The sequence below is a fragment of the uncultured Aquimarina sp. genome, from assembly GCF_947492115.1.
Lineage (GTDB): Bacteria > Bacteroidota > Bacteroidia > Flavobacteriales > Flavobacteriaceae > Aquimarina.
Genome location: NZ_CANLMM010000002.1, coordinates 778,072 through 802,358, shown reverse-complemented (window position 1 = coordinate 802,358; position 24,287 = coordinate 778,072). Strand labels below are relative to the sequence as shown.

Sequence of the window (24,287 nt, the reverse complement as noted above, 5' to 3'; positions counted from 1 at the left end):
TTTGTTATATTTGTAGTTAGCACAAAACTTATTTAATGGCGGTAGTCACCTCAAAAGAAGTAGCCAAAGGGCTCAAATTAGATAAACTTGGTTTTATTGGCACTTTTGTTGGCTGGATGATTTTAAAAATCACAAGGTTATCAAAAATTAATCGTCAATATGACCGAATAAGTCATTTGGGGGGCGAGGATTTTGTAAACACGGTATTGGAGATGTACGGTGTTACTTTTGAAATTCCTCCAGAAGATTTAAAAAGGTTACCCAAAAGCGGTGCATTTATTACCCTTTCTAATCATCCGCTTGGTGGGTTGGACGGAGTTTTATTGCTAAAATTAATGTTAGAACACCGTTCGGATTATAAAATTATAGCGAATTTTTTACTTCATAATTTTGTTCCTTTAAAGCAGTATATCATGCCTGTAAATCCTTTTGAAGGAAGGAAAGAAGCAAAATCAAGCCTTAAAGGAATTAAAGATGCTATTAGGCATCTTAAAGAAGGAAAACCTTTGGGGATTTTTCCTGCTGGAGAAGTTTCTACTATTAAAGAAGGTAAGCAGTATGTAGATAGACCTTGGGAGCCAGGAGCTATGCGATTGGTGAAAAAGGCAAAAGTACCTGTAATTCCGATTTATTTTCATGCCAGAAATAGCCGATTGTTTTATCAATTAGCGTCAATGAACGATACCCTTAGAACTGCTAAATTACCTAGTGAACTATTCTCACAAGAGAATAAGGTAATTAAGGTTAGAATTGGGAATCCTGTTTCTGTAAAAGATCAGGAGGAGTATGCTAATATTGAAGATTTTACCACATTTTTACGTAAAAAGACGTACATGTTGGCAAATCCTTATGAGAAGAAAACATTAAGGGAATCTATTCCACAAAATCTTAAACTTCCTAAATCTCCTAAGCAAATCGCTTTAGAAGGTAGTATCAGTGCCATAGAATTGGAATTGGAGTATTGTAGAGAAAATGATAAGCGTTTACTTGCGAGCAAAAATTATGAGGTTTTCCTGGCAAAAACGGAATGTATTCCAAACGTAGTGCATGAAATAGGAAGATTACGGGAAATTACTTTTAGAGAAATAGGTGAAGGAACAAATCAGTCTATAGATTTAGATCCATTTGATGATTACTATCACCACATGTTTTTATGGGATAAAAGTGCCAAAAAATTAGCTGGTGCCTATAGAATGGGAATGGGTACAGAGATTTATTCTAAATATGGGATAGATGGATTTTACCTGCAAGATCTTTTTAGATTTGAGCCAGAACTGCATAAAATGATGAGCCAATCTATAGAAATGGGAAGGGCTTTTATTATCAAAGAATATCAGCAAAGACCAATGCCATTGTTTTTACTTTGGAAAGGAATTGTTCATTGTACCCTTAGATTTCCTGAGCACAAATATCTAATAGGCGGCGTAAGTATCAGTAATAAGTTTAGTAGCTTCTCTAAATCGTTGATGATAGAATTTATGAAATCTCATTATTATGATCCGTATGTTGCTCAGTATGTACGACCGAAGAAAGAGTTTAAGGTAAAACTAAAAGACGCTGATAAAGATTTTGTTTTTGATGAAAGTAGGAGTGATCTGAATAAGTTTGATAAAATTATTGATGAAATAGAACCTGGAAGCCTTCGTATACCAGTTCTAATAAAGAAATATATCAAGCAGAATGCTAAAGTAGTAGCATTTAATGTGGATCCTCTTTTTAATAATGCTGTAGATGGTTTAATGTATATCAGAATTGCAGATCTTCCTGATAGTACGGTTAAACCAGTGATGGAAGAATTTCAAGCGGAACTGGAGCAGAAGTACTTTAAGAATGCCGACAAATAATGTTATTGTCGGTGGTTTTGTGTATTTGATCGTAATATTCCCTTTTTTTAATAACCTATTTCTTTCAGTTCCTGAGATATTTTCCTAATTTAAAGGTTAAAATATCTAACTGTGGTAGTACAATACATTTATTTTGCAATTGCGCTGTTGGGCGTTATACTTTTTCTATTTCTGAATAAAAAGTTTTTCAAATGGTTACAGAGCAAAATAAGTAAATTAGAAAACAATATTTTCTTCGGAAGAACAAAATTCTCTCAGTTTTTTAGATTCATTACACCTAGGAGAGAAAGGCATATATTAACTTTTATTCTTAGACTACTTAAGATTACTGTTGTTTTAATCTTTTTCGTTTTCTATCTCCCTTTCTTATTTAGTTTGGTGCCGCAAACTAAAGAATATGCAGATGTAGTACTTGGATATATAAAGAAACCATTGATATTTTTATATGAAGGTTTAATTGGATTTATACCCAATCTCTTTTTTATAATTGTAATTTTTTTAGTTACTAAATATCTAATAAGATTCTTAAAATATGTTACTACAGAATTAGAGAAGGAAGCAGTTAGATTAGATGGTTTTCATGCGGATTGGGCGAGACCTACATTTAATCTATTACGTGTTTTTATTATAGCTTTTGCATTGATTATTGTTTTTCCTTATATCCCTGGTTCGGATTCTCCAGCTTTTAAGGGGTTATCTATTTTCTTTGGAATATTATTTTCTTTAGGATCTACATCAGCTATCTCTAATATTGTTGCCGGTGTTGTCATTACCTATATGAGGCCTTTCAAAGTAGGAGATAGGGTGGAGATTGGTAATACTATCGGCGATGTCACGGAAAGAAGTTTATTGGTAACCAGAATTAGAACAATTAAGAATTTAGATGTTACCATTCCTAATTCTTCCATTCTAGGAAATCATATTATCAATTTCACAAAAAATGCATCAGAAGATGTGGGTGTTATTTTACATACTTCGGTAACCATAGGATATGATGTACCAAGTGATGATGTAATTGAAGCTCTTAAAAAAGGAGCAAAGAGTACAGATAGCATATTATCGGAACCTGTACCCTTTGTGTTGATTAAAAGTTTGGATGACTTTTATGTGCATTATGAATTAAATGTTTACACAAAAAATCCAGAAAAGTCATCTAAGATTTATTCTGTATTACACGAAAATATTAAAAATGAACTGCATCAGGCAGGAATTGAGATTTTATCTCCTCACTATCACGCTGTAAGAGATGGAAATTCTCTGACGGTACCTCCTTCTAATATTCCTGAGAATTATGCCAAACCAGGTTTCAAAATTGATCGATAGGGTATTGTTGCATATTTAGGAAGTCTGTAGCACATTTTTAGCTACAAAATCTTTACAATACTCCTTAATCTGATTTCTGGTTTTTGTAAAAGCAGTATGAATTTCTTCTTCTGTCCCTTCTACTTTTGATGGATCAAAGAAGTTATAATGCAAACGTTCAGCTTTTCCAGGAAAGAATGGACATCTTTCCTTAGCGTTGTCACAAACTGTAAGTATATAATCAAATTTAATATCTAAATATTCATCTAGGTTGTTTGATGTATGATTTGATATATCGATATTATCTTCTTTCATAATAGCAATAGCTCTTGGATTAACTCCATGAGTTTCTACTCCTGCACTATACACTGTTGCGTTATCTGTTACAAAGTGTTTTAGATACCCTTCTGCCATTTGACTTCTACAAGAGTTTCCTGTACATAAAACTAAAATATTCATTTTGTGGTGTTTTGCGGTTATATAATTTTTTTACTTCTTCTTTCTAAAATGGTATTGTCATACCAAATGTGATTTAACTTAGCTACTTTTTCTCTATACCCAATGATTCTAAAACCTGCATTGGTGTGTAGTTTGATGCTAGCATAATTTTTACTAAAGATACCAGCTTGTAATGTCCAAAACCCTTCTTTTTCACTTTCGATAATCAAATTGGTCAAAAGTAACTTTCCGATACCTAAATTTCGATGTTTTGATGTTATATAAATGCTAACTTCTGCAACACCTTTATAAACTTCTCTTTTTGATGTAGGTGCTAGTGCTGCCCAACCTACCGTTTCGGTATCTAGAACAGCTTTTAGCCTACAAGAATTAATATGTGATGTATCCCATTGTTCCCATGTTGGAACAGTAGTCTCGAAAGTTGCAATTCCAGTTTCAATACCTTCTTTATAGATTGTAGCGATAGTAGGCCAATCTTGTTTGGTAAAATAAGTTATTTCGACTTCGGTACTCATTATTTCTAGCAACACCCACTTCCAGGTGCACAAGCATTTGCGGTAGCGTTTGTTTCGGGAACGCCACAAGTTTCTTTTGCTTTGCAATCTGTTGGTTGTACTGATAATCGGATGATTAATTTTCCTTCTTGAGCACTAAAACCAGTAATGTGTAAATGAGCGGTATGAAACATAGTATTACCGTATTCAATTTTTACTACCGCATCCATATCATAAGTTGATATTTTTCCCACTTTTTGGAGAATGCCCAACGCTTTATAGGTGGTTAGATAATCTGTTTTTCCTAGTTCTAATGGACTTTCCCATAACTGTATGATAGTTTCTTTCCAAGAATCCTTTCCGGCACCACAGTCTACAGAATCAATAGTAACATGCTTAACTTCGGTAACGTGATAGTTTGCACCTACTAACATTCCTGGTGCATATTCGAAAAGTAACGACTTCTCCTGATGTTCTCCCAATAGAGAGATAAATTCTGATGTATTCATAATGTATTTTTTAGTTTAACAACAATTCTGTTTGGTGGTGTTAAAAAATGAGTTCAAATTTTGTTGTAATGCATTCCAACTGTCAATATCAATACAATAACACATGCTTTTTCCTTCGATCTCTCCTTTTAATAATCCAATACTCTTTAATTCCTTCAAATGTTGGGATATGGTAGCTTGCGCTAAACCTATTTCTTCTACCAGATCATTACATATACAAGCATTTTGTTTACTGATGTATTGTAGTATGGCAATTCTTGCTGGATGTCCAAGTATTTTAAAAAGTTGGGCCAATTCATTTTGCCTTTGATCAAATATTTGCGTTTTAGTAATACCCATATTTAAATTATAATATCGCAATATTACGATAATAAAATAAAACTAAAAAGCCAAAATTGTTTTTTTTGGCTTTTTATCCTATTTCTAGAACCAAGGTTTTCTGCCTACTTGATATGTTTGATAAAATTCGTCATCTGATTTTGTAAGATAAATGATACCTTCTATAATTCCTATAAGACCTCCAGCTCCACAAGTTACTACTGATATTACTAGTTGGATTAAGCCTTCTTTTGTATATCCTAATACGAATTTGTGAATGCCTAAAGAACCAAATAAAATCCCTAAAATACCTGCTAGAACCTTTTTATTGTCTCCAGTTACTTCATTAAAAGTTTCTTTGGCTTCTTTTGCAAACTCATTTGCCGTTTCTTTGGCATCTTCTGCAAAATCACTAATAGCATCTTTGGCATCATCTGCAAATTCACCTGCTTTTTCGGATGCCTTTTTAGCAGCATCTTTTGCACTATCAAAAGCTTCTTCAGCCCCTTTTTTTAGATCGTCACCAAGGTTTTTGTTTTCTTCGCTCATAAATAACAGTTATATAATTGATTAGTGAGTAGAAAGTTACAAAAAATATTTATCTCTTTTTGGCTTATAGAAATGCCTTGTCCACGGGTTCCCAGAGTTCAATTTTATTTCCTTCAGGATCTAGAATCCAACCAAATTTTCCATAGTCATACTCCTCAATTTCTCCTACTATTTGGACTCCTTCTTCCTTTAAGACCTTAAGAAGTTCTTCTAGGTTTTCTACCCTAAAATTCATCATAAACTGTTTTTTACTTGGTGTAAAATAGCTCGTATCTTCTTTAAAAGGACTCCATTGTGTAGAACAATCATTTCCTTCTTTATCTTTCCACCAAAAAGTACAGCCGTAGTCATCAACTGGTAATCCCAGATGTTTTCCATACCATTCTTTAGTAGCTTTTGGATCCTTTGTTTTAAAGAAAAATCCTCCTAATCCAGTTACTCTTTTCATATTTATATGTTTTTAGTAATTCCCTTGAAGAAGGGAATCTTATAAAATCGTTATTACTTACTTCTTTTTTACATTAGCTTCATATAATTCTATCCATTGTTTTGGAGTCATTTTAGAAGCAAGTTCTCCAATTAGTTGCATGGGAATTGTTTCAATTTTTTTAAATCGGACGCAACTTTTGCCCATATCTAGTTTTGTTTTTACATATTTAGGGTATTCTCCAACAAACCAATCCATTAAATTTTTATCCGCATAGATACCAGAATGATATACCGCAATAAAGTTCTTTTGAGATGCAATATTCATAAATGGTAAGGGTAATTTAGGATCACAATGATATCCGTTAGGGTATAGCTCATGAGGAACTACGTACCCTATCATTCCATAACTCATTACTTCTGAGAATCCATCTGGAAGATTCTCCAAAATCACTTTTCTAAGGGTTTGCATGACTTCTTTACGTTCTTCTGGGATGGCATTGATATACTCTTCTGGTGAGTTTGCTTTATACTGCATGATCTGGTTTTGTTTTAGTTATTGGCGGTTGATTTTCTTTGCAAAATGAGACCTGAAATTAACGAAATTATAAATCCTATGATAAGAACAGTAAATGACATTAATAAAAAATTCATGACCGGACTTGAGAACAACTCCTTTTCGGCTTCAAGTTCTGCAAGCTTTATTTTAAATTCTTCTTCAGGAAGCGTTGTTTTCATTTGCTCTACCATATGCCCATAATATTCTGCAGCAAAATCTGGATTTATATATAAAATATAGATGACATCGATAATCCCAAATGCCAATGCGGCAAATAAAGATATTAGCATTCCTATTAGGAGGGCTTTTCCAAAAGAAACAATGCCATTATTCTCATGATCTCTATAATGTTTGATCCCAAAAAAAACGAAAAGTAAAGAAACGACCATGCTTGTGTAGCCAATAACTTCTTGTGCGAAATAGGAAAGATTTCTACCTAAAGTAAGTGCTAATAGAAACAATATAGATATGGTGATAGCACCATAAATTCCATAACGAATAACTGTGTTTTTCATTTGTATATGTATTTATAAGGTTGAGTTCAAAAGTAAATTAGGTGCCCAAAAAACTACTCATACTAAAGTATGAAATCTTATTTTTAGCTAAAAGTGGTGATATTGTTTGTAGTGTACTTAGTAGTACTTTAGTGCTAAGTATTATTAAAAAGAAATGATTTTTAACTCTTTAGCAATTTGTATGGCTTGGGTTCTTCGTTTGGCGCCTAATTTAACTAGAATGTTTGATACGTGTGTTTTTATCGTACTTTCTGAAACAAAAAGTTTGTTGGCAATTTCTTTATTCGATAAACCTAAAGCTATTTCGCATAAAACTTCATACTCTCGTTTACTCAGTCCAAGCTGTGTGATTTTTTTATGATCAATTTCTTTACCAGAAGTTTTGTTTTTATGAAGTACCTTTCTGTTGATCATTACTCCAATAACAAAAAAGATAATTGCTATAGCAGCTAGAATAAATTCAATAGAGGTATTGCCTGAAACAAAACTGTATTTACTTAACTTAAATAGGGTAAGCAATGCCAGTACTAAAGCTCCAAAAATAAAAACGGTTTTCTTCACAATATAAATGTAACAAAACTAAAGTTTAATTGCCTCCAGAAATTACCTTGCTAATTTTATTTTGAAAGTATGACAATTTCCTTTTGAAGATTTTCTTTTGCTTGCCTTTCAAAATTATCAAAGAAATAATCGGTCTTAAAAATACGAGGCATTTTTAGGAAATGTTTTAGCACTTCAATTCTTCCTTTGTTGTAAATAAAATCTGGATAGTATTTGTACTCTTTTCTTACCTGTTTATAATAGGTTTCATAATTATGCCAACTACTTCCTAAAATTGAAAGATCAGCATCGGTAAAGTAATTAATATCATTGATTTCAGATATTTGATGTCCCTTTGTAGCGATGATAATTTCTGTACAGAGTTCAATTCTTTGTGGATCTATTCCTAATGATTCTAGAACTTCTTTTACCTTTAAAGCACTTTGTTCTTCATTATCTTTTTTGAGAACATTATAAATATAATCATGATAGAAAATGGAAAACAAAATCATATCCCAATCAGCTATTTTGTCTTGTACAACTAGTAATTTCTGATATACATTTTCTAGGTGTGATAAGTTATGATAATAGCGATTTTTCTTATTGTGTTTTTTCAATATTTGACTCCAAAGAGCGTCTATGACTTGAGAGTCATCAGAATAAGTAGAAACAAGTGTTGTGAAAATTTCCTTTAGCAAAATTGGGCTTTGATTTTATCTACAATTGTTTGTGCTAATTTTTCTTTAGATTCAATAGTCCACCCTGCAATATGCGGACTTAAGATAACATTATCGAATTGTAATAATTTTTTTAGAGGCTCTGGCATTTCGTTTTCTGAGGTAAATAGGTTTTCGAATGAAGATTTTTCATATTCTAACACATCCAATCCTGCACCTAAAATTTTTCCAGATTCTAAAGCATTCACTAAATCTTTAGTAACTACACTTTTTCCTCTTGCTGTATTAATGAGCCAAAATGGTTTTTTAAAGTTATCGATAAACGAAGCATTGACCATTTTATCGGTTAATGGAGTCCAAGGAGTATGTAGGCTCAACACATCTGTTTTCTCAAAGAGTTCTTCTAAGTCTACTTGTGTAGCATCACTATTTTCCACATCTTCTTTAATATCATAACAAATTACTTCTACATCAAATCCTCTTAGTTTGCGAGCAAATGCTCTTCCCATATTTCCATATCCTATGATACCAACTGTTTTTAGATCCAATTCAATTCCACGATTCTCTTCTCGATTCCAAGCTCCTTTTCTTACCTGTTGGTCTGCGGTGTTTAATTTATTAAAAAGAGACAATAACATTCCTAACGCATGTTCTCCAACAGCATTTCGATTTCCTTCAGGTGCTGAAAAAAGTTGAATCCCTTTTTTCTGAGCATACTCTATATCAATACTTTCTAAACCGGCTCCGACACGTCCTATGAATTTTAGATTTGTTGCCTTATCTATGAATGTTTTGTCAATTTTAAATCTACTTCGTATAATTACGCCATCATATCGATCTATTTTTTCTTCTATTTCAGATTTTATAGCTTGATAATCTTCATCATTTTGAAATCCTAACGCTTCTAATTGTTTAATAAGTAAGGGATGATTTTCATCTATATGTAATATTTTCATGAATAACTATTGGTTGACTTTTGATTTTGTAAAAAGACACTTCGATGCTCAAAAATACTTTTAGTCATACTCCAGCATCCACTTGGTCTACAAGATAAATTAATTCGTAAGGTATTCTTAAAAGGTCAAAAAATAGTTAATAAAAGATTAAAAGTATAACGAGTATTAATTTTGTTGTATTACTATGTAGCTGAGGGAATAAAAATCGTTTTTACCCTATCTATGATTCCTTGGAGAATACTAAAAATTGCATCCGAAGAAAATCCACCTATTAATGCTAATAAACTTTTATTAAATAGATTGATATTCTTACCATCTTCTTGGTAAAAGGAAATGATTTCTGACGAAATAATTCCAGCGATTATACCTAATATAATAAGGGCTGCATAATATATGGTGTCTTCAGGAACTAGAGTTCCGTTTTTAACTGCTGTACTTGCATTTTTTAGCAGATAAAAAAGTACTCCTAATCCTGATATGGATGTTAAAAAACCGAGGTTGAGCAATAAAGAAATACCTTGATTCTCCATGATGCCTTTGTCTAGCGAATCATTATTTACTTCAGGAGAAATTCCTGTAACAATAAATGCGACTAGAAAGATTAAAGATAACAGTACTAGGTTTCTTAGAATCGGTAATTTACTAAGGAAATTTTTCCCTTTACCTTGCTCTCTAATTTTTCTTATAAATTCAATAGATTTTGGAGTAGCAGGAGCAACATTTTTGCATAATAAATTATGAGCATTAATAAGATCGTCTATTGAACTATTTTGAATTAGTGTGTTTACCTCCGTATTAATTGTAATACCATTAAAAATGGCGTACGATAACATATTGTTTATTTCATCGCTAAGAGTTTGAATAATATTTTCGGAAATTCCAGGAATTATTTTTGTTGTATTTGTCTCATTAGATGTATTAGAATTAGGTTTTTTTTCAACTGTAGTGGTCATATTGTTTTGAATTTTGAGCGTAGGTTTTAATAGGGTTAAAACTATAAAATAAGAATGAGGGAAAATATGGTATTTATACGTGTTTTTAGCGTTATGAAGATTATGCTTTTGAATAATAAGTGGTTTATGAAAACAATAATAATAGAGAGTTTATTCAATAAGTAAAGGGTACATCAGAGATCTGAGTTCCGGAGCTTATTTTGTTAAATTAGGCATGCCAAATAGTAAAACATATAAGTTGATTAAAAACTAAAGAAAACCACATTTTTGGTAAGTATAATTTTATCGATAGCACTATTAATGAACTAATAATTCCTAGCAAACCACTTAAATTTTTAGGTGGTTTACAGGTTTTTAAGATGAATTGATGAAGAAATTACTCTATTTTAACATATTATAAAAAAACACTACCTAAGTTATGTGAAACAAGTAATTTTATTTTGTAACTTGACCAAGATTTATAAAAAATAGCGGAAATTTTAGTTTTTTTTACTATACTTATAATGTACAAACCCAAAATTACTATACTATGAGAGTACTACTACTATTATCATTTGTTTTATCCTTACTTGTTTCTTGCAAGTCGCAACAGAAAAGCGAAGGCCTTACTGAAAATGAAGGCATCGAGTCGATAACTGAGGATGAACTACTTACTGGAAAAGTTCTAGGTAAGCGCAAGAAGAAAATGCAGTATGTTGCTGTAAAATTGGTCGTCGACGAGAATACTTGTATGAAAGCCTACACTGACGAAGATGGACTGTATGATTTTTTGGTGAATCCTAGTAAGTTAAACGAGAATAGTTATTTCGAATTTGTATACAAGGGATATGTAAAAAAGCAAGTTCCTTATAGCGAAATAGCAAAAAATGGAACGGTTACATTAAGTACAAAGGGAGAGGTCGTAACCACTACAGATTATAGACTTTTTTATGAAGCCGTAAGGTCTTGTAAAGAAGAGCTATAAATTCTTTATCAATACTATCTTATTGATTTTAGGATCAGCATAATATGTGTGTTTACTTATTATGTTAAGGATATTTTATGCTTAGTTTTGGCGGATTTATAAATAGCTTCCACAATTCTAATATCTTTTATGCCTTCTTCTCCAGGAACAATCATATCAGTATTGTTTATGATAGAAAGTGAGTCATCATCCATCTGTTTGGCCTGCTGGTTAGCAATATAAGTATTCAGTTGTTTTCCATCACTTGTCGTTCCCTTTACGCCAGAATACATAGAAAATGGTTGCAATTGATACCAACCGTTGGCTGCATCAACATGAAGTCTATGCATATCATGACCTAAACTTGTTTTTCCGTATGCAATTGCGCCTGATGGAAATTCTAATGTAAAATGAGTAGTTTCATCAGTCTCTGTAAATATGTTTGGTCTAGTAGTCATTTGTTCGGCTACTACAGAAATAGGTTCTTCACCAGTAGCATATCGCGCAGCGTTTAAAGAATACACTCCTAAGTCATACATTGTTCCACCACCTAATTTTGCGTCTAATCGCCAGCTTTTTTTTGGATTTCCTACGTAATAACCTATTTCGGCATGAACGGTTTTTATTTTACCGTAAGGTTTAGTCGATGCCCATTGTATAACTTTTTGAGTATTGGGTTCATGCTGCATACGATATCCAATAGCTAGTTTCACTTTATTCTTTTGACATGCATTTATAATGGATAGACATTCTTCTTCTGTTTTCGCCATTGGTTTTTCACACCAAACGTGTTTTCCAGTATTAGCAGCTTTAATTGCATATTTTGCATGTAAACCTGTGGGTAAAACGATGTAAATAACATCTATATCTGGATTGTTCGCTATGCGGTCCATCGTTTCGTAGTTGTAAACATTTTTGTCGGGTATGCCATATTTTTGTTGCCAAATAGGAATTTTAGAAGGCGTTCCAGTAACGATTCCAGTAAGTTTGCAATGCTTGGTTAATTGCAAAGCAGGTGCTAACACAGTAGTGCTATAGTTTCCAAGCGCGACAAGACATACGCCTAACTTTTTTTCAGATGAATTAGCAAGTAAATATTGAGAAGGAATAAGACTATATCCAGCAGCTAAACCAATATTACGTATAAAAGTTCTTCTATTTAAACTCATAACTCCAATAATTTAAGATTCAAGATAGATGCTTTTTATAAATCAAAAGCGTTTTCTAAATGTCAATATATTCAGATACAGTTCGTTCGGAAATGGTTTCTCCAGTATGTTTAGTGCTTGCCTTTTCGAATAGCAATAGGTGTACTTCTTCATTATCTTTTGTCGTAGGACAATGTTCAACACCTTTTGGGACCACAATAATTTCACCAGCTTCAACCTTTACAGTTTTATCTCTAAATTTCATATAAAGAGTTCCTTTTACTACCTGAAAAAGTTCATCTTCATCATCGTGTTTATGCCATACGAAATCACCACATACTTTTGCTAGGTAAATTTGATTATCATCTACGGTAGCAATACGATGTGGATGCCATTGTTTATTAAATTGCGAAAGTTTGTCTTTTATGTTTATCGCTTCCATGTTTTCGATTGATAAATTATTGATACGAAAACAAGGTACTTATTTCTTCGGTGATTCTGGTGGGTCTTAACGTTTCTTTATGTAGCAAACACCAAGAGGTTTTGGCTGTTATAATTACCTTTTTGGTTACTTTATTTACGATTTTGGTATGTCGTTCGCTTTTTGCACCACGATGATGATCAATCCAGGTGGTTATGATCAATTTTTCATTTTCAAAAGATGGATGGTGATATTCTATGTAATGATTAAGAACAACCCAAACATAGGTGTTTCTTAATTCGTTACTCGTTTTGGCTTCCCAATGTTTTTTGGCAATATCTTGTACCCATTGAAGATAGGTTACGTTATTTACGTGATTCATATCATCAATTGCCGATGCAGGAACAGTAATATTATATTCAAATATTTCAGTATTCATATAAGAAGTAATGCATTGTTCTTCTGGAATAAGATACAATACTTAGTCGAATGTTATGGCTAAAATTCGAGGATTAATTTGGCAATATAAAAGAATAAGAAAATTCCAAAAATATCATTACTAGTGGTGATAAAAGGTCCGGTAGCAATGGCGGGATCTATTCCTCTTTTGTCTAAAATAATTGGTACGAAAGTGCCTATTAGAGCAGCTACAATAATTACGCTCATTAGCGAGATAGCAATGGTAAGACTAAAGGATATTTCGTATCCCATGATCATACCAAAAAGAATAATCAATAAAGCAAGAGCAGCACCGTTGATTAAGCTTAATCCAATTTCTTTTAATAAACGGTTCCAAAGACTTCCTTTTACGTTATCGTTGGCTAAACCTTGAACGATAATAGCAGAAGACTGAACGCCTACATTACCTGCCATAGCGGCAATAAGAGGTGTGTAAAAGAATAGGTCTCGTATTTGAGGGTTGTTCATGACATCTTCAAAATCTTGCATGATAAACACACTACCTAAACCACCAAAAAGTCCTAAAACTAACCATGGTAATCTTGCTCTTGTAAGCTCCCATACATTATCATCGGCTTCCACATCCTGAGAAATACCAGCTGCCATTTGATAATCTTTTTCAGCTTCATCTTTGATAAAATCAACCATATCATCAATGGTAATTCTACCTAATAAAACGGTCTCATTATCAACAACCGGAATTGCTTCCAAATCATATTTTTGCATAATCCTAGCAACTTCTTCTCCTTCAGTTGCTACATTTACATAATCTACTTTTGGAATATATACATCTTTAATATATGCCTTGGCAGAAGCAGTAAGTAAATCCTTTAGAGATAATCGTCCTTTAAGTCTACCTTCTTTATCAACTACATAAATAGAATGTACTCGGGTAACTTTTTCTGCTTGCCTACGCATTTCACGCACGCAACCCGCTACTGTCCAAGTTTCTTTTACCTTCACTAATTCTTTAGCCATTAATCCACCAGCAGTATCTTCTTCATATAACAGCAGTTCTTTAATATCTTCTGCATGTTTTTCATCTTCTATTTCGGCAATTACTTCTTCTGCACGATGATCAGGCAATTCGGCAATAATATCAGCGGCATCATCCGTATCCATTTCTTCTAACTCTTCCGCAATTTCTTTTACAGATAAGTTTTCTAAAATACGTTCACGAAAATCTTCTTCTAACTCCATAAGAGCCTCAGAAGTTTTTTCACTATCTAGTAGTTTTATAATGTAGGTTGCCTGATAAAGGTTGAGTTCGCCTATTATTTCTGCGATATCCGCAAAATGAATTTCTTCAAGCATTTCTTGCAAATGAACATTCCCTTCTGTTTCCACAAGGTGCTTCACTTGGTCAATAAATTTATCGGAAATCTCAAATGCCATAGGATATTCGTTTATAGGAATTCTTTACAAACGCTCACAAAGATAACCAAAGAAATGAATTGCACTTTACAATGATGTTAAATGAATTAATTCACCGTTTTTTCTATGAGTAAGGTAAGCTCTATAAATTGAGTGACATCTAATTGTTCAGGTCTTTTGGTGAACAAGTCCATTTCTTTAATATTATCGGGTAGTTGAAATGTTTTTAAACTATTTCTTAAGGTTTTTCTACGTTGACCAAAAGCCGTCTTTACCACACTAAAAAATAGTTTTTCGTTACATGGAAGTGTATAGTTTTCCTTTCTGATCAAACGCAAGACTCCACTATCCACCTTTGGTGGAGGATTAAAAACAGATGGAGGCACGGTAAATAGGTACTCAGCATCATAAAATGCTTGAGTTAATACAGATAAAATACCATATGTTTTACTTCCTGGTTTTTCACAAATACGTTGGGCAACTTCTTTTTGAAACATGCCTGTAAATTCAGGAATTATTTCTCTCTTTTCTAAGGCTTTAAAGACTATTTGTGAGGATATATTATACGGAAAATTACCAGTTATCGCAAAAGGTTCGTTATCAAATAAAGTATCGAGATCAAATCGTAAAAAATCTGCTTCAATCACTGTAAAGCTACCTTTTCCAGTCCTTATTTCTGGATGTTCCAAAGGGAAATTTGTATTGAGATAAGCAATAGATTCTGTGTCCAAATCCATAGCAACCAGATTGAGATCTTTTTGAAGAATGTATTTCGTAAGTACTCCCATTCCAGGGCCAATCTCAATAACATTAGTATAGTTATTTAGCGTTAGGGTGTCACCTATTTTTCTCGCTATATTTTCATCTTTTAAAAAATGCTGGCCCAAATGTTTTTTAGCACGTACAGCAGTTTTCTCATAATTGATTTTATCATGAGAACTATGCTTTTTATTTTTTTTAAATTTTGATGACATGCTATGATGGATTGATTTTCTCTACAAGAGTCTTTTCGATTTCTAATCGATCTTTTTTTCTAAACCAGGAAATTTCAAGATCAATCTTATTACCCTGTTTGGTTAGTAAATACGGTTCTGAACCTCCTTTTGCGCTATGAAAACTAGCTATAATTTCATAAGGAATTTCCTGACGTCCAATACGTATATACTTCTCATGAAAGCTTATTGATGGATTATTAGATCTAATAATTAAAAATGCTGCTATTAAAAATGAAGTACCAAGAATACCAACAACAATTTTTTCGAATAGTGAACTTTCTATAAAAAATGAGACGATATTAATGAATAGGCTTATAATAAATACCGCAAAGCCAGCACAAACAATGAGACCGAAAATTTTGATAGCATATAGTATGGACGCATGATATGTCTTCACAAATCTATTTTTAATTGTTTTTTAGGTATGAATTAGTGTTCACTAATAATTTCTAGTTCCGTTCTGAAAGCAACAAAGTGACCAGCAAACCTATTGGATTTGGCACGCAATTGCTCGGCATTTTCTTGATAGTATTTCTCTAAAGTTTGCTTACTATCGGTAGTATACTGCACCGAATAAGTAATACCACCCATTTCTTCATCTACCAAAACTTTAGTCATTAGTGCTTTACTAAATTTTCCTGTTGCCAACATATCTGGAATATGCTCGCTTTTCATCCATTGTAACCATTCTTCGTTTTTGGATTCTTCAATATTGATAGTTACGTTATATATGTACATGCGAATATTCTTCTTTATTATTGCTACACCAAAAATTATTGGTAGCAGGCAAAGGTACGAAGAAGCTAAGACCTACTATTACTTCTTAGTTAATATTTAAAAGTGACAAGGGATTAAAAGCGAATCTAATTTATAGCATCACCACGTAGTGCACGATATTTTTTTCTCGCATCTACAAAATAGATACTATCTGCATGATTAAAGATGAGCTTTTCATACAATTCTTTTGCTTTCTCTGGTTGGTTTAGTTGGTTTACGTAGAGCTCAGCCAACCAATAATAAGCATCATCTACTAAAATGTCATCAGGATAGAATTCTATAATTTTTAGATAATTCACCTTCGCTTTTTCAAATTCCTGTTCTTTTTCGAATAATTTAGCCTGTCTCAGAAAGGCTTCATCTTCTATTTTTTCTCCTTTATGATTGACCAAAATTTCTTCATATTTGGCAATAGCTTCTAGGTTTTTATTCTGAAAAGATAATAAGTCTCCCTTTGCAAAAATCTTAAGAGCTGTTTGTGTAGAATCTTCTAATGAATTGTCACTAATAATGAGACTCAATTCCATAGCATCATTTGCGATCAACTGAGAAGTTGATGATTTTAAAACATCCAGTTGAGTTTGCGCCCATGCAAAATCCCCTTTATAATAGCTGGTTTTTGCTACTTTAAAACGTGCATCTTGAGCAAGAAAATTATTTTTTAGGGCATTTTGTACCTGAGAATAATAAATCAATGCTTGATTAAACTTTTGGTCCAATACTAAGATATCCGCAATTTTCATTTTTGCTCTAGATGATTGAAATCTGGATAGTTTTTCTTCCTTTAGTAAGCGTTTTAAAAAATCAATTGCTTGTTGCTTTTCATCCTGATTAAAAGCTAAGAAATGAGCATAGTCTATTTGTAATCCGATAGTCTCTCGAGATTTTCCATAGGTGTTAAATACTTCGGTATACTGTTTATTAATTTCTTTATAGTCTTTTTTCTCTGCCAGATCTGTTTTTGCTTTTAGAATAATCTTATGAGCAGTAAGTTTCATGTCGTTTCCAGCGGGAGCTTTAAGGATATAATCCAAAATTTGCGTTGCTGATTTAATGTCTTTATCGCCAATGGCAATTCTAGCAAGACCGATAATACCTTGCAGACCTTCATCTTTACGTTTGTAAATTGCTTTTTCTTGTACAAAAGCTTTTTTAAAATCCTTTTGCTGCACAAAAAGCCAACTGAGCATTTCGTTATAGATAATATCTGGATTTTGTTGTAGTTTTTTAATCAATAATTTTCTGAATATAACATTAGCTTCGTTAAAAGGATCTTCAGTTATATATTGACTAAAATTTCGCTGAACAATATTTTTGTAATTAGGTTGTAAAATGAGTAATGAAAGGTAACTACTAAACATCTTTTCTAGTTTTCCTTGTTCTCCATAGATTTTAGCAAGTTGTACGTTGAAATTAGAACCTGGATTAGAGGCCATACCTCTTTCATAGATCAAAGCAGCTTGATCCAAAAGGTTATATTTTTCAAAAGTCTGTGCTAGAGAATAAGCAGCATTTACATTATTACTATTAAATATTTTAATAGCTTTATCATAATACATTTTTGCTTTTTCTGGGTTTCCCTGAACTTCATAATGATGCCCAAGTTCCACTAACAATTGCGCATTACTGGGTTTTCGCTCAATCTGCTTTTTCAGAATTTCTTCTGCTTTATCAAATTGTTCTAGCTGCTGGTAAGCTTCTACAAGACCTAATAAATAAGTAGTTCTATTTGGGTTTCTAGAATGAAGCTTTTGATAAATAGAAAGTGCTTTTTCATATTGGCCTTGCTGCACATAGTTCTTTGCCAATTGTTCGGATTGACCGAAAACAGGTGTTAAGAAAGCAAAAAATATAATGATAGCAATAAAGCGCATTCTGCAAGTTTTTTTGTAAATATAGCAAAATGCGCTTTGATATAATGTTATAGATACTGTTAAACTAGTATGCTAACAATCCAATATAGTATGTGTTAATCAATGTATTCGAATCCACAATAAGGAACCAACACATCCGGAATTTTGATTCCATTAGGTGTTTGATAGTTTTCTAAAATTCCAGCAAGTACTCTCGGTAGAGCCAAAGAACTACCATTAAGCGTATGCGCTAATTGGTTTTTACCATTACTATCTTTGTATCTAAGTTTTAAACGATTCGCTTGATAAGATTCAAAATTTGATACAGAACTAATTTCTAACCAACGATCCTGAGCGGTAGAAAAAACTTCAAAATCATAAGTTAGTGCAGAAGTAAAACCAATATCACCACCGCATAATCTCAAAATTCTGTAAGGTAATTTAAGTTCGTTCAGAATTTCTTTTACATGAGCGACCATTCCATCTAATGCTTCATAAGAGTTTTCTGGTTTTTCAATACGAACAATCTCTACTTTGTCAAATTGATGTAAACGGTTTAATCCTCTTACATGAGCTCCATAAGACCCTGCTTCTCTTCTAAAACAAGGTGTGTATCCAGTACAAGTAATCGGAAGATCATTTTCATTTACCAAATTATCTCTAAATAAATTTGTTACTGGCACTTCTGCTGTAGGTATCAGGTATAGATCATCTGCAGTTACATGATACATCTGACCTTCCTTATCTGGTAATTGACCGGTTCCATATCCAGAAGCTTCATTTACCAAGTGAGGTACTTGGTACTCTTTATAACCAGCCGCAGTGTTTTTATCTAAAAAGTAACTAATTAGTGCACGTTGTAGTCGCGCTCCTTTTCCTTTATATACTGGGAATCCAGCTCCTGTAATTTTTACTCCAAGCTCGAAATCGATAATATCATATTTCTTCGCCAATTCCCAATGTGGTAATGCACCTTCTTCTAGCACAGGAATTTCTCCTTCTCTAAAGACTTCTTCATTATCTTCATCACTTTGTCCATTAGGGACAGAATCATGAGGGATATTTGGAATCGTATACAAAAGTTCTGTAAGTTCTGTTTTTACCTCTGGAAGTCGCTGTTCCAGAGAATTCATACTTTCCTTTATTTGAGAAGCTTTTTCTTTTAAAATATTAGCCTTTTGTTGTTCTCCATTTTTAAATAAAAAACCAATTTCTTTATTTAATTTATTGGAATCAGCTTTTATGGTATCTAATTTAGATTGCGTAGCACGACGCTCTTCGTCTAGACTGATGACCTTTTCTAATATCTCAGCAGCATCAAAATTTCTTTTGGCTAGAGCTTTAACGTACTCCTCTTTATTGGCTATGATTTGTTGTGCAAGTAACATGTGTTTTGTTTTGGGCGATTCCACTCGCTTTCCTCGTGGTCAGGCTATTCGCTATATCTTTTGTTTCTTCCTTCGACAAGCTCAGAATAATAAAACAAAAGGATGTCGCTACTATCCCTTTCGCATTAAAGAAGCAAATTTAAATAAAGATAGAAAACGAGCATAGTATTATGTGGGTAAAAATTAGTATGGATCGTTGAAAAATGTAATCAAGTAAACCAGACTTTATCTTTTTATAATTTTTGATGATATTCAAGGGGTAATACTTTGATTTACGTATTCTTTTAATCGATAAAAAATGTTTTTTATCGATTAAATAATTTTTTATTTTGAAGTTTTTTCTTACATTTATACAAAGAATAATCAATACACACCCCCAACATGAAACCATTATATTTTTTATTTACCGTATTTTTTATTCACACAATCTCTGCTCAGAATCTGGATGATAAGGACGTAATTATTGCAGATTTCACCAAAGGATATAATTATCTTTCTCCATCGATGATTTTTGATCTATTAGACGAAAAGTATCAAGAGAAAATGACTATGGAAGAAATTGATCGTTTTCTAGACAGTACGAATCAGACTTTAGGAATGATAGAAGACTGTCGAATGATTTCTGAAAAAGATGGAGAAAAATCATACATTATGCAAGCAGAAAAATCCTCAATGATCATGAAGTTTGAGTTTTCTGAAGACAATAAAATCACGCATTACGAAAAAGAAGTTTTAGCAGCTTCTATTCCGACTTTCTAATATTCTTTGTCTTATAAATATTTTAATAAAGAAAAAGAGATCGTAAGTAAAAGATTACGTTCTCTTTGGTAATGCTTTTACAAGTATAAATATTTAGATTTTACTTCTTTCTTTGTCTGTGTAATACTACTTTTGAAAGGAAATTAAATTATCTAATAGTAAGTTTTTAAAAACTTACTATTAGATAACTCGTTTCATCAAATCATTTATATTAGGCTTATGAAATTCAGGAATTCTTTATTAAATATTACATGTATATTGTTGTTATTTAGTTTAGTAGTGAATTCTCAAGCAGTAGAAAAAACAACTGCTGAGGAGTATTTCAAATTAGGAGACGTGTTATTGTTGCAGAATAAGTTCAAAGAGTCTATACTTAATTTTGAACAAGCATTAGTAATACATCAGAAAAATAATCAGTGGGAAAAAGTTGTAGCATGCTATAATAAAATTTCGGAAAGTCAATGGAAGAATGTTCAGCTTAATAAGGCTTTACAAACGGCAAATAAAGCGCTTGATATTAGTTCTAAAAAGTTAGGATCGGATCATCTTCAATATGCCATTGCATTAGAGAATAAAGGTACTTGCTATCGATTGAAAGGGTCTGATTTAAAAATATCATTATCATATTATGAAAAAGCGTTAAAGCTTAAATCTAAAGTTCTACCTAATGATGATTTGGAATTTTCAAATTCCTATTTTAACCTAGGAAATATCTATGGAACTAAGGGAGATTATGAGCTAGCACTTGAATATTATGATAAAACATTGGGAATAAGGAAAAATAAACTCGGTAAGAATCATATTCAAATTGCTGATGTTTATGAAGCAATAGGTCGAATATTATATGCCGTAGGTAACTATGATAAAGCTCTTGGGTATTTTGAAAACGCTTATAAAATTGCAAGCCAAACATTTGATAAAAACAACCTCTATTTTGTAAAAATATATAACAAAATAGGGATTATTCATTACTATAAAAAAGCCTACAACAAAAGTTTAAAATATTATCAAAGAGCTTTTCAAATTAGTATTCATAATTTAGGTGATAATCATCCAGATCAGGCTAGGCTACATCATAATCTCGGGACGATCTATATAGAATTAGGACAAAGAGAAAAGGCTTTGTATCATGTAGAGAAAACAATTGAAATTGGTGTAAATACTTATGGAGAAGGTTATAAGGATTTGTTTTATCCATATTCATTTGTTGCACAAATTTATGGTGGACAAAAAGGGATTTATTATGCTAAGAAAGCTTTAGATATTTGTCTTAATAATTTTGGAGAAAACCATATAAGAACTTCCGAGGTCTATAGTACAATAGGTTTATTGTATCAGGAAGCTAATGCTTTTGATATGGCTCAAAAGTATTTGAAAAAATCATTAAAAATTCACCAGAATATTTTTGAAAGTGGAAATTCAAATATTGTTTATTCTTATAATTTACTAGTCGATTTATTTCTGTCACAAAAAAAGTATGAGGAATCACTTGTTTATTCAGAAAAAGCTATAGAAGCCAATAAAAAAGCATATAGGAATAATGATAATTCACAACTAATATTTGAAGATTTTATTTCACCAGTCAGATTATTAAATTCATTAGAAAAAAAAGCATATTCATTACAGAAAATTTATCTACAAAAAAAGGAGGATACTATTCTGAATGAAAGTATAAAAACCTATAATACGGCAAAGAAACTTATAGAAGTTTTAAGAAGAGAATATGATCCTAAAGATGTAGAGGTCTTGGCAAAAAATACTAAAAGAGTATATAGTGGAGCCATTGCTGCATATTTATTAAAATATGAAAAAAGTAATGATGAAAAATGGATTCAAAAGGCTTTTTATTTTTCAGAAAGTAGTAAATATAATATCCTTAAAGGACTTTTAAATGATGAAAAGGCTAAAACTTATGCTGGATTACCTAACAAACTTTTAGAAATTGAACATAAGATTAAAGCAGAATTATCAGCACTCAAATCTAGTTTGATAAATACGAAGAATAAGGATACGATTAACTTTTTGGAATCAAAATTCTTAACTATTTCAAGAAGGCAGGACTCTTTGATTAAGGTGCTTGAAGCAAAATATCCTAAGTATTATAACCTAAAATTCAATTATACTCCTTTGGTTGTTAATGATATTCAGAATTACCTTCCTACAAAAACCACGTTGATAGAGTACTTTATAGAAGATGATATTTTGTATGCTTTTGTCATAACTAAAAATGGGATTACAATAAATCAAGCATCAATTTCTGATCTGAATAAAAAAATAAACCAATTTAGAGGGCATATTTTGTCTAAAGATATAGAAGCTTTTAAAAAAATAAGTTTTGAATTATACCAAAAATTAATAGCTCCAATAAAAGATAATATCGAAGGCAATCAGTTAATTATTATCCCTGATGAATCTTTATGGCATCTTAATTTCGATCTTTTGCTAACTAAAAATTTAGAAACAAAAGACCCGAAAAAACAACCCTATTTGATAAAAGAATTTGCGATCAGTTATGCGAATTCTGCCAGTTTGTTATTGGATCAATCAAATCAAAAGGTGATAAATACTGATGTTCGAAAAGAATGCTTGGCATTTTCATTTTCTAATCAAGATTCCTTATTAGCTGGAGATCAAATGGAGTTAAAAGTATTAAGAAATATAGATGACGATTTGCCCGGGACAAGAAATGAGATTAAAAAAATAGCAGAACTTGTTAAAGGAAGATATTTCTTTGGTTCCAAGGCAATTGAACGTAATTTTAAAAATAACCTTTCCAATTATAATGTACTACATCTTGCGTTGCATGGAGAAGTGGATCATCAAAACCCAGATAATTCCAGAATTTATTTTACCAAAACCAAAGATTCATTAGAAGATAATATTCTTTATAGTCATGAATTGTACTCACTCGAGATTCCTGCGGAGTTAACCGTGTTAAGTGCTTGTAATACTGGAATGGGGAAGGTCGCTAAAGGAGAAGGAATTTTAAGCTTAGGGACCGCTTTTCAATATGCAGGAACAAAAAGTTTATTACTAACTAGTTGGGAAGTATCAGATAAAACTACGCCCATAATAATACAAAGCTTTTATAGTAACCTTACTAAAGGAATGAATAAAGCTATAGCCTTGCAACAAGCAAAATTAGAATATCTGGAAACTACAGATGTTTTTACAAAAGACCCTTTTTATTGGGGAGGCTTTTTTTTATTAGGGGATTATAGTACTATTACATTTGAAACACCCAGTACAAATAACTGGAAGTGGTTCTTTTTGTTAGGATTTTTAGTTATAGGTATATTTTTCTTCCTGAAAAGAAAATTAATAAGATGATTCGCTTAATTGTATCTCATGATCTTTGTGATTAGGAATTACGAGATATCTTTTAGCGGCTATAAGATCATCTTGATCTAAATAAATTAATCCCATATACCACTGCGCTTCTTTGGATAGCTTTTCTGAGGGATAATTTTTCAAAGAATCTAATATCTGCAATGCTTTTTTGGAATGTCCTGTTTTATACGTAGCAAGAGCTTTTATTAAAAGAACATCTTCATAATATCTATACGAATTATCTAAATCTTTTAATTGCTCAAGCACTGACTGATAATTTTTCTTTTTATAAGATTTAAAGGCATTAATTACTAGTTTTTTTGGATTGTCTTCAACATTGTTTCTTACTAGATAATCACTAAAACCGACATTCTTATCCCAAGCATTTTTTGCTAAAACTTTGAGATTAATTTCGGATGATGAAACCGAGAAATACCAAGATGTAACTAATATTACAATTGTAGCAGCAATAGCCGCAATTAATTTCCAGGATTGTTTTTGGTTCACTGATGGATTCTCAGAAATTAATTGTTTCCATTTTTCAGAGCGTTGTTCTTGCTCTTGGTTAGGATAATGTTCTTTAATAAGACCTATACTAAGACGATATTTCGTTACCTTAATCGCAAAGTCAGGATCATTTTGAAATCTTTGATCAAACGCCTCCATTTCTTTTTCAGAAAGGTCAAGGTCAAAATACCGAGTAATTAATGCTATATCGTTATCCTCTATCTTCTTCATC

Annotated in this window: 27 protein-coding genes; 5 read left to right on the top strand and 22 right to left on the bottom strand. The window is 32.0% G+C overall.

The annotated features are described in order from the left end of the window. The first annotated feature begins 35 nt into the window (after positions 1-35). A complete protein-coding gene (locus Q1A73_RS08770) occupies positions 36-1,844 on the top strand; it encodes a lysophospholipid acyltransferase family protein (protein WP_299604289.1) in 1,809 nt (602 codons plus the stop codon). Positions 1,845-1,955: 111 nt separating this feature from the next. Continuing rightward, entirely contained in the window at positions 1,956-3,167 is a 1,212-nt protein-coding gene (locus Q1A73_RS08765) for a mechanosensitive ion channel family protein (RefSeq protein ID WP_299604287.1), read from the top strand. A gap of 15 nt (positions 3,168-3,182) precedes the next feature. Here Q1A73_RS08765 and Q1A73_RS08760 read toward each other — a convergent pair whose 3' ends face one another. The 12 genes from Q1A73_RS08760 to Q1A73_RS08705 form a co-directional block, all read right to left on the bottom strand. Next, complete coding sequence (locus tag Q1A73_RS08760) at positions 3,183-3,605, bottom strand: arsenate reductase ArsC (RefSeq protein ID WP_299604284.1); 423 nt, start codon at positions 3,603-3,605, stop codon at positions 3,183-3,185. A 17-nt stretch (positions 3,606-3,622) separates the two neighbouring features. Continuing rightward, positions 3,623-4,120, bottom strand: coding sequence for a GNAT family N-acetyltransferase (locus Q1A73_RS08755; protein WP_299604282.1), 498 nt, complete (start codon positions 4,118-4,120; stop codon positions 3,623-3,625). A 5-nt stretch (positions 4,121-4,125) separates the two neighbouring features. Next, positions 4,126-4,608 carry a DUF6428 family protein gene (locus Q1A73_RS08750; protein WP_299604279.1) on the bottom strand — a complete coding sequence of 161 codons (483 nt, stop codon included), beginning with the start codon at positions 4,606-4,608 and terminating at the stop codon, positions 4,126-4,128. 15 nt (positions 4,609-4,623) lie between these two features. After that, on the bottom strand, positions 4,624-4,947 hold the full coding sequence (locus tag Q1A73_RS08745) for a metalloregulator ArsR/SmtB family transcription factor (protein WP_299604276.1): 324 nt from the start codon (positions 4,945-4,947) through the stop codon (positions 4,624-4,626). An 84-nt stretch (positions 4,948-5,031) separates the two neighbouring features. Beyond that, complete coding sequence (locus Q1A73_RS08740) at positions 5,032-5,475, bottom strand: NINE protein (RefSeq protein WP_299604273.1); 444 nt, start codon at positions 5,473-5,475, stop codon at positions 5,032-5,034. Positions 5,476-5,539: 64 nt separating this feature from the next. Next, positions 5,540-5,923, bottom strand: coding sequence for a VOC family protein (locus Q1A73_RS08735; protein WP_299604271.1), 384 nt, complete (start codon positions 5,921-5,923; stop codon positions 5,540-5,542). A gap of 57 nt (positions 5,924-5,980) precedes the next feature. After that, positions 5,981-6,439 carry a DUF1801 domain-containing protein gene (locus Q1A73_RS08730; RefSeq protein ID WP_299604268.1) on the bottom strand — a complete coding sequence of 153 codons (459 nt, stop codon included), beginning with the start codon at positions 6,437-6,439 and terminating at the stop codon, positions 5,981-5,983. A 14-nt stretch (positions 6,440-6,453) separates the two neighbouring features. Next, entirely contained in the window at positions 6,454-6,975 is a 522-nt protein-coding gene (locus Q1A73_RS08725) for a DUF4199 domain-containing protein (protein WP_299604265.1), read from the bottom strand. Positions 6,976-7,119: 144 nt separating this feature from the next. Then, entirely contained in the window at positions 7,120-7,536 is a 417-nt protein-coding gene (locus Q1A73_RS08720; protein WP_299604262.1) for a response regulator transcription factor, read from the bottom strand. A gap of 56 nt (positions 7,537-7,592) precedes the next feature. Next, positions 7,593-8,213 (bottom strand): hypothetical protein, encoded by a 621-nt coding sequence (locus tag Q1A73_RS08715; RefSeq protein WP_299604260.1) that lies wholly within the window; start codon positions 8,211-8,213, stop codon positions 7,593-7,595. Beyond that, the gene (locus Q1A73_RS08710; protein ID WP_299604258.1) at positions 8,207-9,148 is read right to left on the bottom strand and encodes a 2-hydroxyacid dehydrogenase; all 942 of its coding nucleotides are present in this window, start codon (positions 9,146-9,148) and stop codon (positions 8,207-8,209) included. The genes Q1A73_RS08715 and Q1A73_RS08710 overlap by 7 nt, the downstream gene beginning before the upstream one ends. Before the next feature lie 182 nt (positions 9,149-9,330). Beyond that, a complete protein-coding gene (locus Q1A73_RS08705) occupies positions 9,331-10,101 on the bottom strand; it encodes a hypothetical protein (RefSeq protein WP_299604256.1) in 771 nt (256 codons plus the stop codon). A gap of 529 nt (positions 10,102-10,630) precedes the next feature. Here Q1A73_RS08705 and Q1A73_RS08700 point away from each other — a divergent pair. Then, on the top strand, positions 10,631-11,065 hold the full coding sequence (locus Q1A73_RS08700) for a hypothetical protein (RefSeq protein ID WP_299604254.1): 435 nt from the start codon (positions 10,631-10,633) through the stop codon (positions 11,063-11,065). 59 nt (positions 11,066-11,124) lie between these two features. Here the strand turns inward: Q1A73_RS08700 and Q1A73_RS08695 are convergent, their stop codons facing one another. The 9 genes from Q1A73_RS08695 to serS all read right to left on the bottom strand — a co-directional run bounded on the left by Q1A73_RS08695 (position 11,125) and on the right by serS (position 19,459). Beyond that, positions 11,125-12,213, bottom strand: a complete 1,089-nt coding sequence (locus Q1A73_RS08695) for a Gfo/Idh/MocA family oxidoreductase (RefSeq protein WP_299604252.1) — start codon at positions 12,211-12,213, stop codon at positions 11,125-11,127. A 55-nt stretch (positions 12,214-12,268) separates the two neighbouring features. Continuing rightward, a complete protein-coding gene (locus tag Q1A73_RS08690) occupies positions 12,269-12,634 on the bottom strand; it encodes a cupin domain-containing protein (protein ID WP_299604250.1) in 366 nt (121 codons plus the stop codon). Between the two features lie 16 nt (positions 12,635-12,650). Beyond that, positions 12,651-13,052, bottom strand: a complete 402-nt coding sequence (locus Q1A73_RS08685; RefSeq protein WP_299604248.1) for an acyl-ACP thioesterase domain-containing protein — start codon at positions 13,050-13,052, stop codon at positions 12,651-12,653. Positions 13,053-13,111: 59 nt separating this feature from the next. Further along, positions 13,112-14,467 (bottom strand): magnesium transporter, encoded by a 1,356-nt coding sequence (gene mgtE / locus Q1A73_RS08680; protein ID WP_299604246.1) that lies wholly within the window; start codon positions 14,465-14,467, stop codon positions 13,112-13,114. Positions 14,468-14,553: 86 nt separating this feature from the next. After that, on the bottom strand, positions 14,554-15,420 hold the full coding sequence (rsmA, locus tag Q1A73_RS08675) for a 16S rRNA (adenine(1518)-N(6)/adenine(1519)-N(6))-dimethyltransferase RsmA (protein ID WP_299604244.1): 867 nt from the start codon (positions 15,418-15,420) through the stop codon (positions 14,554-14,556). 1 nt (position 15,421) lies between these two features. Continuing rightward, a complete protein-coding gene (locus tag Q1A73_RS08670; protein WP_299604242.1) occupies positions 15,422-15,838 on the bottom strand; it encodes a hypothetical protein in 417 nt (138 codons plus the stop codon). A 32-nt stretch (positions 15,839-15,870) separates the two neighbouring features. Beyond that, positions 15,871-16,179: a DUF4286 family protein gene (locus tag Q1A73_RS08665; RefSeq protein ID WP_299604239.1), complete on the bottom strand. Its 309-nt coding sequence runs from the start codon at positions 16,177-16,179 to the stop codon at positions 15,871-15,873. 125 nt (positions 16,180-16,304) lie between these two features. Beyond that, positions 16,305-18,092 carry a tetratricopeptide repeat protein gene (locus Q1A73_RS08660; RefSeq protein ID WP_299604237.1) on the bottom strand — a complete coding sequence of 596 codons (1,788 nt, stop codon included), beginning with the start codon at positions 18,090-18,092 and terminating at the stop codon, positions 16,305-16,307. Positions 18,093-18,187: 95 nt separating this feature from the next. Then, a complete protein-coding gene (gene serS, locus Q1A73_RS08655) occupies positions 18,188-19,459 on the bottom strand; it encodes a serine--tRNA ligase (protein WP_299604235.1) in 1,272 nt (423 codons plus the stop codon). A 381-nt stretch (positions 19,460-19,840) separates the two neighbouring features. Here serS and Q1A73_RS08650 point away from each other — a divergent pair, with 381 nt between their 5' ends. Next, on the top strand, positions 19,841-20,218 hold the full coding sequence (locus tag Q1A73_RS08650) for a hypothetical protein (protein ID WP_299604232.1): 378 nt from the start codon (positions 19,841-19,843) through the stop codon (positions 20,216-20,218). A 279-nt stretch (positions 20,219-20,497) separates the two neighbouring features. Continuing rightward, a complete protein-coding gene (locus tag Q1A73_RS08645; RefSeq protein WP_299604229.1) occupies positions 20,498-23,548 on the top strand; it encodes a CHAT domain-containing protein in 3,051 nt (1,016 codons plus the stop codon). Here the strand turns inward: Q1A73_RS08645 and Q1A73_RS08640 are convergent. After that, positions 23,537-24,286 (bottom strand): hypothetical protein, encoded by a 750-nt coding sequence (locus Q1A73_RS08640; protein ID WP_299604226.1) that lies wholly within the window; start codon positions 24,284-24,286, stop codon positions 23,537-23,539. The genes Q1A73_RS08645 and Q1A73_RS08640 overlap by 12 nt on opposite strands. Position 24,287: the final 1 nt, after the last annotated feature.